This is a genomic window from Spirosoma foliorum, assembly GCF_014117325.1.
GTDB lineage: Bacteria > Bacteroidota > Bacteroidia > Cytophagales > Spirosomataceae > Spirosoma > Spirosoma foliorum.
This window is the reverse complement of the sequence record NZ_CP059732.1, coordinates 200,871-217,882: the sequence shown is the minus strand read 5'-3', so window position 1 is coordinate 217,882 and position 17,012 is coordinate 200,871. Positions and strand designations below refer to the sequence as shown.

The window sequence follows — 17,012 nt, the reverse complement described above, 5'->3', positions numbered from 1 at the left end:
ACTATGTATTCGATTTTATTACAAGGCCTGACCGGTTCCAATACATCCATGATTTACAATGTGCTGCTATGGGTGGGCATTATTGGCATTTTTTACTTCTTCATGATTCGTCCGCAACAGAAAAAGCAGAAGGATCAGAAGAGTTTTGTTGACAACCTCAAGAAAGGGGATAACGTTGTCACGATCGGTGGCTTGCATGGCAAAATTGCCTCGGTAGATGGTACAACCGTTACTCTGGAAGTAGACCGGGGTGTTAAAATGGTATTTGAAAAAACATCGGTTTCGCGTGAGGCAACGGTTAAGCCAGCCGAAGACGACAAGAAGTAATTTTGATCAATAAGTAAAATAGGTGGAGTAAGTGAAGTAAGTCCAATTGGTCACTCTTCCACTGATTCCACCTATTTCCATTAGTCAACCTATAGCATCCTCCACCTTCGTGAACTCTCACCCTCAAAACGTCCATTCGTTTCAACCCACGAAGGCTCTGTTGTGTCTGGTAGCAGCCACGTTATTCTGGATTCTGAATGCGCTCAACAAACCGGGCTATACGTTGAATATCGACTATCCACTGCGTTTTGCGTATGATGATTCGTTGTTCATTCCCACTACAGAATTACCGAAAACGGTCCGGGTTAATGTATCGAGCGATGGTTGGGGATTGCTCCGTCATGCCTGGATGCCTTTTCGAATCGACCCGGTAACCTATGTTGTTCGGAACCCACTTCAGGTATCTGCAATCAATACATCGTCTTTAACAGCAGCGTTGGCTGAACACATCAAAAAGCTACACGTCAATTACGTTATTTCCGATAAACTCGACATCCATTTTGATCGACGATTGACCAAAACGATTCAGTTAAAGGCAGATAGTCTCCACATCAATATGGCCCCTCGCTTTGTGGTGACAAGTGTCATCAATCTGACACCCCATAGCATCCAGATTGATGGGCCTGCAAAACTAGTGCGCGGCCTACCCGATACGCTACTTGTGAAAATTCCTCGCAAGCGTATTGCCGATAATTACGACGACGAAATTCCACTCAATCACCTGCGTCATCCGCTCTTGCACACTAGTGCCGATCGCGTAGTGGTTAGCTTTGAAGTAGGCGAATTGTTGTCACCTACAAAATGAATAATTGATAATGTAAAATGAATAATGGGTAACGCATAGACGCACTATCTATTTTACATTGTCAATTATTCATTTTACATTATTAATTACTTCATGAAAGCTCCCCTTCAAATTGGTGTAACGGGCGGAATTGGCTCGGGTAAAAGTGTTGTTTGCCAGGTCTTTCAATCACTAGGTGCTCCTGTTTATGAAGCCGATGAACGGGCAAAATGGCTCACCGAACACGACCCAATCCTGAAGGCCGATATTAAACGGGTACTCGGTTCAAACGCCTACGATGCAGCAGGCCATTACAACCGAGCCTGGGTAGCTTCACAAGTATTTGCCAACCCTGAACTCTTAACAACACTCAATGGTGTTATCCACCCCCGCGTATTTGCCGACACAGCCGCCTGGGTTAATCAACAGCTAGGAAAGCCTTATGTAATTAAGGAGGCTGCAATCATGAAAGCTGCCGGCGACCATAACACGCTCGATAAAGTTATCGTTGTGCAGGCTCCAGTAGCCCTGCGTATTGAGCGCATTCACAAACGCGATCCCCACCGCTCTGAAGCCGAAATTCGGAACATTATTGCTCGTCAGGTAAGCGATGACGAACGGCTCAAATTGGCCGATTATGTTCTTGATAACGACGAAAGTCAATTGCTACTTCCGCAGATTATCAGGCTTCATGAGGATTTTTTGCGGCAATGGGAAAAATAATGCAGCTATCGCTGTAATTTGGGCTATCGCTCATCAATAGCCCAATCGAATGAAACAACGATTACTCCTCTTTGGCTGCTGCATCGGTAGCTTCCTGTTTGGTGCATTTATCACCAACGATGACCCCAAAAAACCGCTGACCTCCGAAATGGTTGAGGTAGCATCGCGCGTATTTGACCTGGATTTTACCCCCGCTGAGCGCGATTCAATGCTAGATAATCTGAACAACGCCCGTAAAAACTACGAAGCGTTACGCAAGATTGATTTACCGAACGATATTGCTCCTGCCTTGTATTTCAACCCCCTTCCGGCAGGCTTCACTATGCCTACAGGCGCTTCGTCATTTAAAGAATCAGTTCTAGGCAAGGTCACCTTGCCCGCTAACCGTGATGAACTGGCTTTTTATAGCGTTGGACAATTGGGGCAACTGATCCGAACGAAACAAATTTCATCCGTCGAACTCACGAAGTTTTTCCTAAATCGGCTCAAAACGTATGATCCGAAATTACACTGCGTTATCACGTTAACCGAAGACTTAGCCCTCAGTCAGGCTAAGCGAGCCGACGATGAGCTGAAAGCGGGAAAATACCGTGGGCCCTTGCACGGCATTCCGTACGGAGCAAAAGATTTGCTGGCCAAAAAGGGATACAAAACGACCTGGGGGGCCATGCCTTACAAAGACCAGACGATTGATCTCGACGCAACAGTTATTCAACGACTTGAAAAAGCGGGGGCGGTTTTATGCGGTAAAATGACACTGGGCGCTTTAGCGATGGGTGATGTCTGGTACGGCGGCATGACGCGTAATCCCTGGAATACAGACAACGGTTCCAGCGGCTCGTCGGCGGGTTCAGCATCGAGCGTATCGGCGGGCTTGCTTCCTTTCGCAATTGGTACCGAGACACTTGGTTCCATCGTTTCACCATCTACCGTTTGTGGTACTACGGGTCTTCGGCCAACGTTCGGGCGGGTAAGTCGGCATGGTGCTATGGCACTGAGTTGGAGTATGGACAAAATTGGGCCGATTACGCGTTCGGTTGAAGATTGTGCTTTGGTTTTCAATGCCATTTATGGCCCCGATGGTAACGACCCAACCGTAATGGCCGCTCCATTTCGCTACGCACCGCTTGCATCGTTGAAAGGAACACGCATCGGTTATGTGAAAAAGGCCTTTGAAAACAATTACCCAAATCGCGCCAATGATTCACTAACCCTGCAAACACTCCGTACGCTGGGAGCCGAGTTGGTTCCGTTCGATTTACCAACGAGCGTACCTCCCGGCCGGATTTCGTTTCTACTCACGGTTGAAGCAGCGGCAGCCTTCGATGAGTTGACTCGTTCAGGGCGCGACGATCTGATGGTTCGGCAAGGAAAAGGTGCTTGGCCGAACTCGTTCCGCTCCGCACGATTTGTACCAGCTGTAGAATATATTCAGGCGAATCGCGCTCGTACCAAGCTCATTAATGAAATGGCGGCCCAATTGAAAGCGGCTAAAATTGATGTGTATGTATCACCCGTATATTCAGGTAGCAATCTGACGCTAACAAACCTCACAGGTCATCCCTGCGTCGTTTTACCCAACGGATTCACCAAGCAAAACTTACCGACCAGCATCACCTTTATGGGACAATTGTTCGAAGAAGGTAAAGTGCTAGCTGTTGCCAAAGCGTATCAGGACGCTACAGACTGGCACAAAAAACACCCTGTTTTGCAGTAGATTCTCATCATTAAAAAAGCAAACCTTTCATAGCTCCATTCGTTTAGTAGGGTAAACTAAATAAACAACGCTATGAAACGCTTATTAATGATTTTCGGCCTATTGACCGCTATATACGGTTGTTCGCCCCGTGTAGCTGTCGACAGTAGTAGCCGGACTGACTTCAGCAAATACAAAACATTCACCTGGATGGATAGTGACGTTAAGGCAGGCCAAAATCCGTTGTATTATAATCAGTTAGCTACTGAAAATGTCGAAAATACGATGTCCAGTGTTTTACAGTCGAAAGGATTGCAGGAAAACGCGAACAACCCCGACCTGTTAATTGGCTATCACTTCTTTGTCGAGAATAAAACACAGACAGTGGCTACTCCTTCACCCGTTTACGGCCCCTATTTAGGTTGGGGACGTTGGGGCTACCGAGGTTGGGGGCCCGGTTGGTGGGGCTGGGGTGGCACACAATATACCCAGCAACAGTATCAGGCGGGTACATTGGTTGTCGATATGGTCGACGCCCGTACGCGTAAGCTAGTATGGCGTGGCTCCGTCCAAAATGCCGTTGGTGACCCCGCACGGATTGCTGCTCAATTACAAAAAGAAGCCGAACGAATTGTTGAGAAATTCCCGGAACGCACCAGCTAGGTCAAGCGTGTGCTAAGAGTAAATCCCCGTTGTCTGTTTAAACCTAAACAACAACGGGGATTTTTTATGCCTGCAACTCAGACCGCAAATAATTGAAATTCCAGCCGCTGAGGTGACGAAAAAAACTTACCCCGTCTAATCCCTTGTCCCGACCAAAAGGCAGTTACTATTTGCCTGATAATGTACAAAAGAAGCGATATTCTTCGCCCACCAACGGCACACCAAACCTTAAAAACCAGCTAGTAACATGGCAGAGAATCGCCGGATTGCCGTTCGGGTAACGAAAAAGTAATTCCAACGAAGATATACACCCCATAAATGTAGCGAAGGGCGCTTTATCTGTTAGATAAAGCGCCCTTCTTGTAAACTGATGGCGCAAGGCTCTTGCCTTGTGCCTATTATTCATCGGCCTCTGGCCGAATTGAAATGGCTTTGTTAAATATCGGCCGGAGGCCGGGGAATAGTGGGCACAAGGCTGGAGCCTTGCGCCATCAGATTACCACAATTTGTCTGGGTACGCGCCATTATCGTGCAATTCCTTCAATGCAGCCTGTACGGTTGGCTTATCGTCTGGGTAAGTCACACCGAACCATTCCGAACGGCTACGGAACACTTTGCAATGTCCCGTATCGGTTTCAATCAGATTTGTCATTACCGTTGGAATATAAAACTCAGCTTTGGGCGAGTCGATATTGGCAATGGCGTAGCTTTCAAACTGATGAAGTACTAACGGAAACACACTTGGCTTGAAACCCCAGAAATTCATCGACACGGGGGTATCTGGTGATAAAGGAGTTAACGATTCGCCTTCTTCAAAGACAATCTTTTTACCATTCGAATCTGTCTCGTAGATTTTAGTCCGCTCGATTACCGAGATCAAATTTCCGTTTTCGGCTACTTCGCATACACCCCGCGACACCGAACCATTTTCGGATAGGGTATTTTTTACTTCGTAACCAACCATCGCATGCAGTTGATCGTCTGTATCGGTTGTTAGAAAGTTGCTGATCAATTGAAACGCTTCCAGACCGTAAAAGTCATCAGCATTAATAACCGCAAAGGGTGTGCTCGTATGGTTTTTAGCACACAACATGGCGTGACCCGTCCCCCAGGGTTTGGTGCGATTCACCGCGCCTAATTCTGACGGAACATATGAGTTAAGCGCCTGAATGGCATAATCAACCTCAATTTTGCCAGCTAGTTTTTTGCCAAAAACCTCTTCAAAATCTGCCCGAAGTTCCTCGCGGATAATAAACACAACCTTGCCGAAACCAGCCCGAATTGCGTCGAAAAGTGAATAATCTATAATGGTTTCACCATTTGGCCCAAACTGGTCGAGCTGCTTGATACCACCATAACGGCTGCCCATACCGGCTGCCAGAATCAAAAGCGTAGGTTGCATTTTTTCAGTTAGCTAAGATCAAACCTATAAGGTCTTTGAGACCTTATAGGTTTATAATGAATCGTCGTATCAAAATTATAAAAAAGGCATTGTCTCTACTATCTAAACTACAGTTGACTCTATTTTATAGCATATAACACATTTTAATAAAATTTTTTCTAAACAATATACTATTCCATGTAGTTGTCGTTATAATTGTACGCCAAACAATAATTGTCTTAACAACAAAATAAGGTCATGCCTTTTTATCACACTCTCGGCCAGATTCCACCTAAGCGACATACGCAGTTTGCGAAGCCAAACGGTCTTGCACTGAACGGGCAGGGTTATAAGGACACGTTCTACTATGAGCAATTGTTCGGGACGATTGGCTTCGAGGGTATGTCGTCATTGCTGTACCATGTTCATCGTCCAACAATGGTGCGCGAGGTGTTAGAAAGTGTGGATACGACGCCTAAATTGGCTGTCCAGAAAAATATGCTGGCACGCAAGCTCATCGGTTTCAACATTGCACCTACTGATGATTTTTTAGAAAGTCGGGTTCCGCTGCTTGTTAATAACGATTTGATTTTTGGACTAGCTGCACCCCGCCAATCGCTGATAACTTATTTTTATAAAAACGCCGATGCCGACGAGTTGCTGTTTGTCCATCGGGGATCGGGAAAGCTGCGAACCTTATTTGGTACGCTACCCTTTCAGTACGGCGATTACCTGATTATTCCACGCGGGGTAATTTATCAGATTGACTTCGATACCGACGATAATCGGTTACTCTACGTAGAGTCGCATTCGCCGATTTATACGCCTAAACGGTACCGTAATCAGTTCGGTCAATTGCTCGAACATTCGCCCTTTTGCGAACGCGATATGATCCGTCCAGGCAATCTGGAAACCCACGACGAAACGGGTGATTTTCTGATAAAAATAAAGAAACAGGGGTCGTTACACACACTTGTTTACGCATCGCATCCGTTCGATGTGGTCGGTTGGGATGGTTACAATTATCCGTACGGATTCTCCATTTTCAACTTTGAACCTATTACGGGACGAGTGCATCAGCCACCGCCAGTTCATCAAACTTTTCAGACGGATTCGTTTGTGGTTTGTTCGTTTGTGCCACGACTGTACGACTATCATCCACTGGCTATTCCTGCCCCTTATAATCATTCAAATATTGACTCCGACGAGGTCATTTATTACGTAGATGGCGATTTCATGAGTCGCAACGACATAGCTCAGGGACACATTACGTTGCACCCTGGCGGTATTCCACACGGTCCGGCGCCGGGTGCGATGGAACGCAGTATTGGCAAAAAAGAAACGCAGGAATACGCGGTCATGGTCGATACGTTTCGGCCACTCATGCTAACAGAACAGGCCGTTCAACTCGATGATGGAACCTATTATAAATCGTGGCTAGAGTAACGTGGACCTCTGGTCCGCATAGTCAATCATACAGTTGAAAATTAGTAGCCTATAACTATGCGGACCAGAGGTCCGCGTTACAAAAAACATCAACAAACAATGGAAACGCTCGAACTAGTAGAACCAAAAACAACAGCCGATTTTCTGCCTCTCAACGGCACGGATTATATTGAGTTGTACGTGGGCAACGCCCGACAATCGGCGCATTATTTCCAGACAGCTTTCGGTTTCCAACCTGTGGCTCATGCAGGTTTGGCAACAGGCATACGCGACCGCGAATCGTATGTGGTCCAGCAGGGGAAAATCCGACTTGTTCTGACATCTCCGCTCTATGGCGAAAGTGAGATCGGGCACCACATTGATCGACACGGCGATGGTGTTCGGGTAGTTGCGTTGTGGGTTGATAATGCGACGCATGCATTTGACGAAACCGTTCGTCGGGGAGCCAGGGTCTATATGGAACCTACTCGTTGTCAGGACAGTCACGGCTATGTAATCCGTTCAGGTATTCATGCGTATGGCGATACACTGCATGTATTTGTTGAGCGAAATAACTACGATGGTGTTTTCCTGCCCGGTTATGAACCCTGGACACCAGCCTATCAACCAAGCGATGCCGGGCTTAACTATGTCGACCATATGGTTGGCAATGTAGGCTGGCACGAAATGAACCATTGGATGGATTTCTACCACGATGTGATGGGCTTTCAGCAACTGGTTTCGTTCGATGATAAGGATATTTCGACGGAGTATACGGCCCTGATGAGCAAGGTCATGAGCAACGGCAACGGGCGGGTAAAATTCCCGATCAACGAACCTGCCGAAGGCAAAAAGAAGTCGCAGATTGAGGAGTATCTGGATTTTTATGGAGGTCCCGGCATTCAACATATTGCCGTGGCTACCGATAACATTGTCGAAACCGTACTGACCCTGCGCGACCGGGGTGTTGAGTTTCTGACCGTTCCCGATGCTTACTACGATGATCTGGCAGATCGAATTGGCCAGATTGACGAAGAAATAGCGACGCTACGTCCTCTCGGCATTCTGGCCGACCGCGACGAGGAAGGCTATCTGCTCCAGATTTTCACAAAACCGATCTGCCCACGTCCAACCCTATTCTTCGAGATCATCCAGCGAAAAGGTGCTAAGTCCTTCGGAAAAGGCAATTTCAAAGCCTTGTTCGAAGCCATCGAGCGCGAACAGGAATTACGGGGAACACTTTAAATTTTGAATGATAGATTGATTGACTGATTGAATAGGTTGTATATGAGGCTATTCAATCAGTCAATCAATCTATCATTCACTCATTAATCATGAACCAGACATACACATACACCCCTGACGAACAGGCCGTTTGGCGGTTATTGTTCGAACGGCAGATGGCGCAATTGCCAGGAAAAGCTAGCCAGGCGTACCTGGACGGCATTTCGGCGACGGGTTTTCGGGCTGATCGTATTCCTGATTTTGAGCAGGATTTGAACCCACGACTACAGGCTTTAACGGGCTGGCGAGTGTGCGGTGTAGAAGGCTTAATTCCCAATCGGGAGTTCTTCGAGTTGATGGCAAATCGGTGTTTTCCGGCTACGACCTGGCTCCGACGACGCGACCAACTGGACTATTTACCCGAACCCGACATGTTTCATGATACATTCGGGCACGTTCCGATGTTGTCGAATCAGGCTTTTTGCGATTTTCTGGAAGCGTTGAGCCAGATTGCCCTGCACCATATCGAGAGTGAAGAAGCTATTGCTATGATTTCGCGGCTGTATTGGTATACGGTTGAGTTCGGGCTGATTCGGGAGAGTAACGAACTGCGTATTTATGGGGGCGGCATTTTATCGTCGGTTGGTGAAACGACCTATAGTTTGTTCAGCACCGAACCCAGGCGCGTACCTTATGATGTGCAAACGCTACTGAAGACGCCCTATATAATTGACCATTTTCAGGAGCAGTATTTCGTCATTGAGTCGTATGAGCAGCTCTACCAATCCGTGCCTCTGATTGAAGCCACACTGGAAGAACTGCTAATCATTAATAATGTATGATGAATAATGAATAATTTTGAACTACTTACATATCCATTTAGGCCTAAGTAAAGGTCCATTAATCATTATCCATTAAACTGTGACGCACCCATCCGATTCGCGTGCTTATTTCTTCAAGATTGACACCACAATCAAGAAAATTCGAAATGCCCTACAAAAGCAGTTTACCGATGCTGGTTTTGATTTAACTGTTGATCAGTGGGTTATAATTGATCACCTTTATCGAAATCCCGGCATCAGTCAGAATACGATTTCGGAAATGACGACTAAGGATGCGCCAACCGTAACCCGTATTATTGACCTGCTCAGTCAAAAAGGGCTAACCGAACGACGCATGGCGGATACCGATCGGCGCAAGTTTCTGGTTTATCTGACCGAAGCCGGAGAAGCCAAATACAGCGAGATACTGCCTGTAGTATCGGCTATGCGACGGAAAGGCTGGGGTGATTTAAGCGAGGAAGACTACCAGCATTTTGTGCGGATTATGGATTCAATTTACAGCAACATTAGCGAATGATGGATAATGTAAAATGAGCAATGGATAATGAATAATGCTGCTGGAGCGTAACAACTTGGCCTTATCCATTAGTATACATTATCAATTGTACATTATTCATTCATCATGTACGGAATTTTCAGCTACGACATTGCCAGCCCACGTGTGGGCCTAAAACAGGACGACTACATTCTCGACCTTGAGGTAGTTGCCCTGTTGGGTTATTTCAATGATCTTAAAATTGATCCTACCGTATTTGCCCAACCGGTACTAAATGATTTTATCGCCTTAGGCAAACCGGCACACCGCGCTATTCGTCAGCGACTTAATGAACTCGTAAGCAGTGGTACACCCGCTTTTTCGGATGTTCATGACCAGGTTTTCATCCACGAATCACGCGTGCAGATGTACTTGCCGGTACATATTGGCGACTACACAGATTTTTACGCTGGCATTCATCACGCCGAAAACGTAGGGCGCATGTTTCGCCCCACAAGCGATCCACTTTTGCCAAACTACAAACAGTTGCCCGTTGCTTATCACGGTCGGGCATCGTCAATCGTTGTCTCAGGAACCCCCATCCGCCGACCCAAAGGCCAGTTTTTGCATGAGGGCAAGCCTGTATTTGGCCCATCGGAAGCACTGGATTTTGAGCTTGAGTTAGGGTTGATTATTGGCAAGAATAATCCGCTTGGCGAGTCGATTTCAGTAGAGGAAGCCGAAGATTATATTTTCGGAGTTACGCTGTTTAACGACTGGTCGGCACGCGATATTCAGCGATGGGAGTACCAGCCATTAGGGCCATTTCTGGGCAAAAACTTTGCTTCGAGCCTGTCGGCCTGGGTCATGCCGTTTGATGAACTGGAATCTTTTCGCGTAGCTGGACCTCCTCAGGACCCAATACCCCTACCCTATTTACAAACCACTGGTGAAAAGCACTTTAGCTTTGAGTTGGAAGTCTGCCTGCAACCTGCTGAGGGTGAGAAAATCTGTATCTGTCGCTCTAACGCTAGGTACTTGTATTGGAACTTCGCCCAGATGATTGCGCATCATACCGTTGGTGGCTGCAACCTGAATATTGGCGACGTATTGGCAACTGGCACCATTTCCGGCAGTACACCGGGCAGCTATGGTTCACTGCTTGAACTAAGCTGGAATGGTGAACGGCCACTGCATCTGTCAGAAACCACAACGCGAACATTTCTGGCAGACGGCGACACAATAACTCTACACGGCTGGGGCTTTTTAAACGGCGTTCGCGTAGATTTGGGCGACGTAACCGGAACGATTTATTCATGATAACCGTCAACCCTGCTGACTTAAAGCCCAATGAGTTCTATCGCTACATGATTAGCACCATTGGCCCGCGCCCAATTGCGTTTGCGAGTACAACAGATGCCAAAGGGAATGTTAATCTAAGTCCGTTTAGCTTCTTTAATCTCTTCGGTTATAATCCGCCCACGCTGATTTTTGCCCCGACCATTAATCGGCATGGGCATAAAAAACATACGCTGCTCAATCTGGAAGAAGTGGGTGAAGTGGTTATCAATGTCGTGAATTACGCTATGGTTGAACAGGCTTCGTTGGCTAGCGCTGAATTTGAACGAGATGTCAACGAGTTTGAGAAAGCGGGATTTACAGCCATTTCGTCTGAGCGGGTTCGTCCGCCAAGAGTTGTCGAATCGCCTGCTGCGTATGAATGTGTTGTCAGGCAAATTATCAATACGAATCCCCAATCAGCCGCCGATTCTCCCGGAACAGGCTATTTGGTGATCTGCGAAGTTGTGCTGGCGCATTTTCAGGAAACAATTTTCAACGAGACCGGCGGCATCGATCAGGCAAGCGTCGATTTGGTGGGGCGGCTTGGTGGCGATTGGTACAGTCGGGCAAATGCCGATGCGCTCTTTACAGTTAGTCGACCACAAATGGGTATGGGAATCGACCAGATTCCGTCCGCTATTCGCAATAGCGCGATTTTAACTGGAAATGATCTGGGAAAACTAGGGAGCTTTCTAGCAATGCCCACACGCGAAGAAGTACACACCTTTCGGGCTTCAGGTATATTGAATGATTTAATCGACGAAGCCCGAAATGGCTGCCAATACTTGCCTGATTTACTGCACCTTCGGGCCAAACAGCTGCTCGCTGAAAACAAGACCAAAGAAGCCTGGCTGACATTGCTGGCGAGTCAGTTGTAGGATAATTTAATAGCTTTATCCTCGGTCTGGGGGGACACCTAGAGTATATCCGCATTTCTAGTGATGCCGTTAGGCATCGAATGTTTATAGAAAAGTAGGCCTCTGTCTCCCCCTTTTGGTCGCGTAGCGATCGAATATGGCTTGGTTGGATCGCTATGCGACCCGAAAACATGCAACAAAACACCATTTCTACAAACATTGGATCGCTACGCGATCGAAATATGATGGGTATATACCAGACCGAGGATACGATGCAAAACGCAGAATCAACGTAGCCTAGACAATATCAACCTTCACAATACCCCGAATCACATTGTGTAAAAACGTCTTCAATTGCGCAAACCGAGTTTCTGTTTTCATGGCTTTTCTATAGTTAATTTTTAGTATTAATTGCCTGTTCGACCCCTTCGGGGTCGTATGTTTATAGCCTAACGATTTTCTATAAACATACGACCCTGAAGGGGTTGAACAAATATTTTTACGATTATTCCTCAACGCTTTTCACCAAGATACTGTACCAAATCTTCAATCGACTGGATGCCTAATTGTTTTGCCTGCTCCCGTCGCATCATCAGACAATAGCTATTATTAAAGCCTAATGGCTTCAACCAATCTAGTTTATATTTCTCTTGAAACTGCTGTTCGACGAACTGATAAACCGAATCGGTTTGCATGGGTAACTGCTGCAGTATAGCAGTTGATGGTTGCAAAATTACGAGCAACCCCGTGCCGGTATACTCAGGATAGAAATCAATAGAACCTGTTCGGAGGGCATCAAAGCAGATTTGCGTGCCGCCTAACCCCGTTTTGGTAACGACACGTAAAGAAGTTTGTCCTTCAATCAATTGGCGATAAATTTCGGCCAGAATATACTGCTCTGTGAAGACTTTTGATCCCATCACAACCGTTGCCGTTCGCTCCCCCATTTTAGGAACGTTATACAAACCAACCTTCTTCAAAAAGTTAGTAGCGATAACTTCTGGTGATTGTTTTTGATAATCGGCCTGATAGTTCAGCGCCGTCATTACAGAATCGGTTAGTTTTCCGGCCAGCTTATTCAGTGTTGGTCCTAATTCTGGGTAGCGATTTAGCGTTGCTTGTCGGATAATGGGGGCAGCTGCGTACGGTGGAAACGCATGCCGATTATCGTCCAGAACAAGTAAATCGAATGCCTTAATACGTCCATCTGTCGAATAACCACTAATGATGTCAACCTGACCCTGATGAATGGCTTCGTACATCAAATTCTGATCAATTAACCGGGGGCGCAGTTGAAGACCATAGGTTTTTTGCAAGCCGGGATAGCCATCGGCACGACCATAAAATTCATGAGCAAACCCGGCAATTAATTTATCCTGTTTACCCGGTACTAGATAAAACGCCGACAGAAAAGGGAGTAAAATCACAAAAACCAACGCCCCTATGCGCAGCTTTTTAACGGATAGCCGTTGCAATTGAGCCAGGCCAAAATCAAACCCAACGGCCAATAACGCAGCTGGAATGGCTCCCGCCAGCATCATGTTTACGTTGCTCAAGGCAATACCACTGAAGATAAACTCACCGAGTCCGCCAGCTGCCACATAGGCTGCCAGCGTAGCCACGCCTACGTTAATGACCGTTGCCGTACGGACGCCAGCGAAAATGACAGGCAATGCGAGCGGGAGTTCAACCTTGGTCAAAATCTGGTTATCCGTCATACCAACACCTCTGGCCGCTTCTTTCACCAACGGGCTAACTTCTGTAATGCCGACATACGTATTTCGAATAATCGGCAATAATGCATACAGAAACAAAGCCACCAATGCAGGCCCAATGCCAATACCGAGCAACGGAATCAGGAAACCTAAGAGCGCAACGCTGGGCACTGTTTGCAATATTCCAGCCACACCCAGCACGCTGCTCGCCAATTTGGTTTGTCGCGAAATCAGAATACCAAGCGGCAATCCAATCAGCAGCGCCAGCAACAGCGATACAAACGTCAGACCAATATGGGTCAGGGTTTGTTCCAGCAATTTATCGGCATGATCGCGGATGAACAAGAAGAAGTCAATCATGCAACCGATGGGGTTTATCGTCCAGAAAATCCCGAACGAAATCGTTAACGGGTCGTTTCAGCAACTCATCTGGTGAGCCAATTTGCACAATGCGCCCCTTGTCCATCAGCGCGATACGATCGGCCAGTTCGAGAGCCTCATTTACATCGTGCGTAACGAGTACGACCGTTGTTTCCTTTAATTCGTTTAACCCAAACAGCTCCCGACGAACGTGTTTACGCGTGAACGGATCTAGCGCGCCAAACGGCTCATCCATAAGCACAACCGGTGGTTTAGCGGCCAGCGCGCGAGCTAGCCCAACCCGCTGACGCTGCCCGCCACTGAGTTCAGACGGATAGCGAGTCAGCGTCGATTTTGGCAATTGCAGTTTTTCGATTAATTCATGGGTTCGTTGCTGAATAGCAGTCGGTTCCCAGTTGAGCAGTTTGGGAACAGTTGCAATGGCCTCAGCAACGGTATAGTGCGGAAACAGGCCACCATCCTGAATGACATAGCCAATCTGGCGACGAAGTTCAGACCCGATTTGTTGCTGAACATCAATACCCGCCACACTGATTGAGCCACTGGTTGGTTCAATCAGGCGGTTGATCATTTTGAGCGTTGTGGTTTTTCCGCAACCGCTTGTTCCGAGCAGAACCAATGTCTCTCCAGGCCCAATGCTTAGCGAAACCCCATCGACCGCTACGTGCGAGGCAAATCGTTTGGTTAGCTTCTCAATCTGAATCATTCGACAACCTGAACCCCCTTCCAGAATGCTACCCGATCTTTAATCTGATTCGCAGCCGATTTAGGGTCAGGATAATACCAGGCCGCATCGGTATTGGTCTTGCCGTCAACGGCCAACGAGTAATACGAAGCCAGCCCTTTCCAGGGACAGGTCGTATGCGTTTGACTATCAGCCAAAAATTCAGGATTCACCGATTCTTTTGGGAAATAATGGTTGTTTTCGACCACAACCGTGTCGTTGCTTTCGGCAATTGTTTGGCCGTTCCAGATGGCTTTCATACGTTGTTTTTTTAGTTGCTTAACTCTTTTTTTGTAGTATTTTGTGGTGCCAGATGCTTACATCTGGCACCGTGAGGTTTCTCAAAACCTTCTCTACTGTTTATGACTAAGTTTTAGGCAACCTCTCGGTGTCGGTTTTGAGAAACCGACATCACAGCCCCCTTTCAACAAGATAACTCGTCAGTTTGTCTTATTTCAGTACCTGCACCTCAATAACTGAGCTATCATATACCCGATGCGTGGCTTTCTGAAAGTCTTTTTCGTCGGCTTTAAAGATGTTATCCACATACTTCTGTGGGTTACGGTCGATAAGTGGGAACCAGGTACTTTGCACCTGAATCATGACCCGGTGGCCTTTTTTAAATGTGTGCAAAACATCCTGCAAACGAAAATTCACATTCGTTACTTCGCCCGGTTTAAAGGGTTCAGGTTTCTCGAATGAATTACGGAATCGCCCCCGCATTACTTCTGAGCGAACCATTTGCTCATAATTTCCGAGAGTAATATTCTTATTCGGCATATACGGATGATTCGGTTCATCGGGCGGATATACATCAATCAGCTTCACCACCCAATCGGCATCAGTCCCAGTGGTACTCACTTTCAGTTTAGCCATAATTTCGCCCCCCAATGTTAAGTCTTCCGTCAGCACATCGGTCTGGAACGCTAATACATCGGGGCGACGACCCGCAAAGCGCTGATCCTCCGACATGTAGTTAAAGGGTGTAAAACCCTGAGTTGTCGTAATGTCTTCGGTATAGGGAACCGGCTTCATCGGATCACTGATAAACTCCGAATAGCCGTTGCCTGCCTGTTGGGCTAGTTGGCCAGAACTAGCCAGGAAAAACTGCATCGATTGCGCATTGGCGGCAGGCCATTTGTCGAACGTTCTCCACTCATTGCGACCCGTATTGAACAGGTAAGCTTCAGGTAAGCCAGTCTTGCCATCACCAGCCCCTTTCAGGAAATGCGTAAAGAATTTAGCCTCGATATTCCGCTGGTAAAACGTTGCGATGCTATCGCCGAAATACACATTACTATGCAGTGTGTGACCTGTTTCATGCGACCACCGGCCATGTCCAAATGGGCCCATCACCAATGTGTTATATATACCCGGATTATTCTTCTCAACGGTTTTGTAGATGTTAAGCGGTCCGGGTAAATCTTCTGCATCGAACCAGCCACCAACAGTCATTAGCGCATGGTTAATGTTCTTCAGGTGCGGAATAATGCTCCGTTTCTGCCAGAACTCATCGTAGTTCGGGTGATTGATGGTTTCCTGCCAATAGAAGTTATTCTTGTAGTATTTATCGACATTCTTGAGCGGGCCAAGGTCTAGCTGCCATTGAAAACCGTCTTTCGATTTCGTATTGATAAAATCGCTGTTATACCAGGCTTGCGTTGTAGGCTGTGGGTGCTGAATACCAAACACAGGGAATGTGAACAGATACGCCTGAATAAACGCGCCGTTATGGTGAAAATCGTCAAAGAAAAAATCGGAAATAGGCGCTTGTGGCGATGAGGCTTTCAATGCGGGGTGAGCGGCTACAGCACCTGCAATGGTGTAAAAGCCAGGATAGCTAATGCCCCACTGCCCCACCCGACCGTTGTTGTTCGGTATGTTTTTGAGTAGCCACTCGATGGTATCGTAGGTATCCGAGCTTTCATCAACCACCGTAGTGTTCACTGGTTTTGTAACGCTCTTTTTACCTTTCGCTACGGGAGCTGATTGCTGATCGGTAACGGTTGGCGTCATGTTAGTCCAGGTCCCTTCCGATGCCCATCGACCCCTAACATCCTGATAGACAAAGATAAACTTGTCGCGCATGAGCGTTCCCGACGGGCCAACCTGCGCCGGATAGGTATCGGGCCCGTAAGGTGCCACGCTATAGCACGTACGCTGCATCATAAATGGGTATTTCGTGCTTGCAGAGGCATCTTTTGGAACATAGACGGTGGTGTGGAGTTTTGTGCCATCACGCATCGGAATTTTGTATTCCGTTTTCTGGTAATTCTCCCGAACGAAATTGCTGGGCGTAGTGGATTGTGCCTGAGCCGGAACGATGAACGCAAACGCGAGCAATGCGTAAAGCCAGTGTTTCATAAAGGTGACGTATTGATGGAGTTGGTCTTCGTAAAGATAGCGATATACCGTACGCAGTAACAACAAAAAACGCCCGTTGAAGATGGGCGT

General features: G+C 47.1%; 16 protein-coding genes. 11 read left to right on the top strand and 5 right to left on the bottom strand.

From position 1 onward, the window contains the following. Positions 1-3 precede the first annotated feature (3 nt). The 5 genes from yajC (at position 4) to H3H32_RS00895 (ending at position 4,193) form a co-directional block, all read left to right on the top strand. Positions 4-327, top strand: coding sequence for a preprotein translocase subunit YajC (gene yajC / locus H3H32_RS00915; RefSeq protein ID WP_182460820.1), 324 nt, complete (start codon positions 4-6; stop codon positions 325-327). 109 nt (positions 328-436) lie between these two features. Beyond that, a complete protein-coding gene (locus H3H32_RS00910) occupies positions 437-1,132 on the top strand; it encodes a YbbR-like domain-containing protein (protein WP_182460819.1) in 696 nt (231 codons plus the stop codon). A 93-nt stretch (positions 1,133-1,225) separates the two neighbouring features. Then, positions 1,226-1,834, top strand: coding sequence for a dephospho-CoA kinase (gene coaE, locus H3H32_RS00905; RefSeq protein WP_182460818.1), 609 nt, complete (start codon positions 1,226-1,228; stop codon positions 1,832-1,834). A 49-nt stretch (positions 1,835-1,883) separates the two neighbouring features. Further along, positions 1,884-3,551, top strand: coding sequence for an amidase (locus H3H32_RS00900; protein ID WP_182460817.1), 1,668 nt, complete (start codon positions 1,884-1,886; stop codon positions 3,549-3,551). Positions 3,552-3,623: 72 nt separating this feature from the next. Beyond that, positions 3,624-4,193: a DUF4136 domain-containing protein gene (locus H3H32_RS00895; protein WP_182460816.1), complete on the top strand. Its 570-nt coding sequence runs from the start codon at positions 3,624-3,626 to the stop codon at positions 4,191-4,193. 496 nt (positions 4,194-4,689) lie between these two features. Here H3H32_RS00895 and H3H32_RS00890 read toward each other — a convergent pair whose 3' ends face one another. Then, positions 4,690-5,595 carry a nucleotidyltransferase family protein gene (locus tag H3H32_RS00890; protein ID WP_182460815.1) on the bottom strand — a complete coding sequence of 302 codons (906 nt, stop codon included), beginning with the start codon at positions 5,593-5,595 and terminating at the stop codon, positions 4,690-4,692. Between the two features lie 237 nt (positions 5,596-5,832). Here H3H32_RS00890 and H3H32_RS00885 point away from each other — a divergent pair, with 237 nt between their 5' ends. From H3H32_RS00885 to H3H32_RS00860, 6 genes are all read left to right on the top strand, one after another. After that, positions 5,833-7,020 (top strand): homogentisate 1,2-dioxygenase, encoded by a 1,188-nt coding sequence (locus tag H3H32_RS00885; protein WP_182460814.1) that lies wholly within the window; start codon positions 5,833-5,835, stop codon positions 7,018-7,020. Positions 7,021-7,119: 99 nt separating this feature from the next. Further along, positions 7,120-8,244, top strand: a complete 1,125-nt coding sequence (gene hppD, locus H3H32_RS00880) for a 4-hydroxyphenylpyruvate dioxygenase (RefSeq protein ID WP_182460813.1) — start codon at positions 7,120-7,122, stop codon at positions 8,242-8,244. 89 nt (positions 8,245-8,333) lie between these two features. Continuing rightward, positions 8,334-9,065, top strand: coding sequence for a phenylalanine 4-monooxygenase (gene phhA / locus H3H32_RS00875; protein ID WP_182460812.1), 732 nt, complete (start codon positions 8,334-8,336; stop codon positions 9,063-9,065). 79 nt (positions 9,066-9,144) lie between these two features. Next, positions 9,145-9,582, top strand: coding sequence for a MarR family winged helix-turn-helix transcriptional regulator (locus tag H3H32_RS00870; RefSeq protein WP_182460811.1), 438 nt, complete (start codon positions 9,145-9,147; stop codon positions 9,580-9,582). Between the two features lie 105 nt (positions 9,583-9,687). After that, positions 9,688-10,860: a fumarylacetoacetase gene (gene fahA / locus H3H32_RS00865; protein WP_182460810.1), complete on the top strand. Its 1,173-nt coding sequence runs from the start codon at positions 9,688-9,690 to the stop codon at positions 10,858-10,860. After that, positions 10,857-11,759, top strand: coding sequence for a flavin reductase family protein (locus H3H32_RS00860; protein ID WP_182460809.1), 903 nt, complete (start codon positions 10,857-10,859; stop codon positions 11,757-11,759). Before fahA ends, H3H32_RS00860 begins: the two co-directional genes overlap by 4 nt. 491 nt (positions 11,760-12,250) lie before the next feature. Here H3H32_RS00860 and H3H32_RS00855 read toward each other — a convergent pair whose 3' ends face one another. The 4 genes from H3H32_RS00855 to H3H32_RS00840 form a co-directional block, all read right to left on the bottom strand. Next, a complete protein-coding gene (locus tag H3H32_RS00855) occupies positions 12,251-13,813 on the bottom strand; it encodes an ABC transporter permease/substrate-binding protein (RefSeq protein WP_182460808.1) in 1,563 nt (520 codons plus the stop codon). Beyond that, positions 13,806-14,540 carry an ABC transporter ATP-binding protein gene (locus H3H32_RS00850; RefSeq protein ID WP_182460807.1) on the bottom strand — a complete coding sequence of 245 codons (735 nt, stop codon included), beginning with the start codon at positions 14,538-14,540 and terminating at the stop codon, positions 13,806-13,808. Before H3H32_RS00850 ends, H3H32_RS00855 begins: the two co-directional genes overlap by 8 nt. After that, positions 14,537-14,818: a DUF427 domain-containing protein gene (locus tag H3H32_RS00845; protein ID WP_182460806.1), complete on the bottom strand. Its 282-nt coding sequence runs from the start codon at positions 14,816-14,818 to the stop codon at positions 14,537-14,539. The genes H3H32_RS00850 and H3H32_RS00845 overlap by 4 nt, the downstream gene beginning before the upstream one ends. A 190-nt stretch (positions 14,819-15,008) precedes the next feature. Next, positions 15,009-16,922 (bottom strand): CocE/NonD family hydrolase, encoded by a 1,914-nt coding sequence (locus H3H32_RS00840; protein WP_182464195.1) that lies wholly within the window; start codon positions 16,920-16,922, stop codon positions 15,009-15,011. Positions 16,923-17,012: the final 90 nt, after the last annotated feature.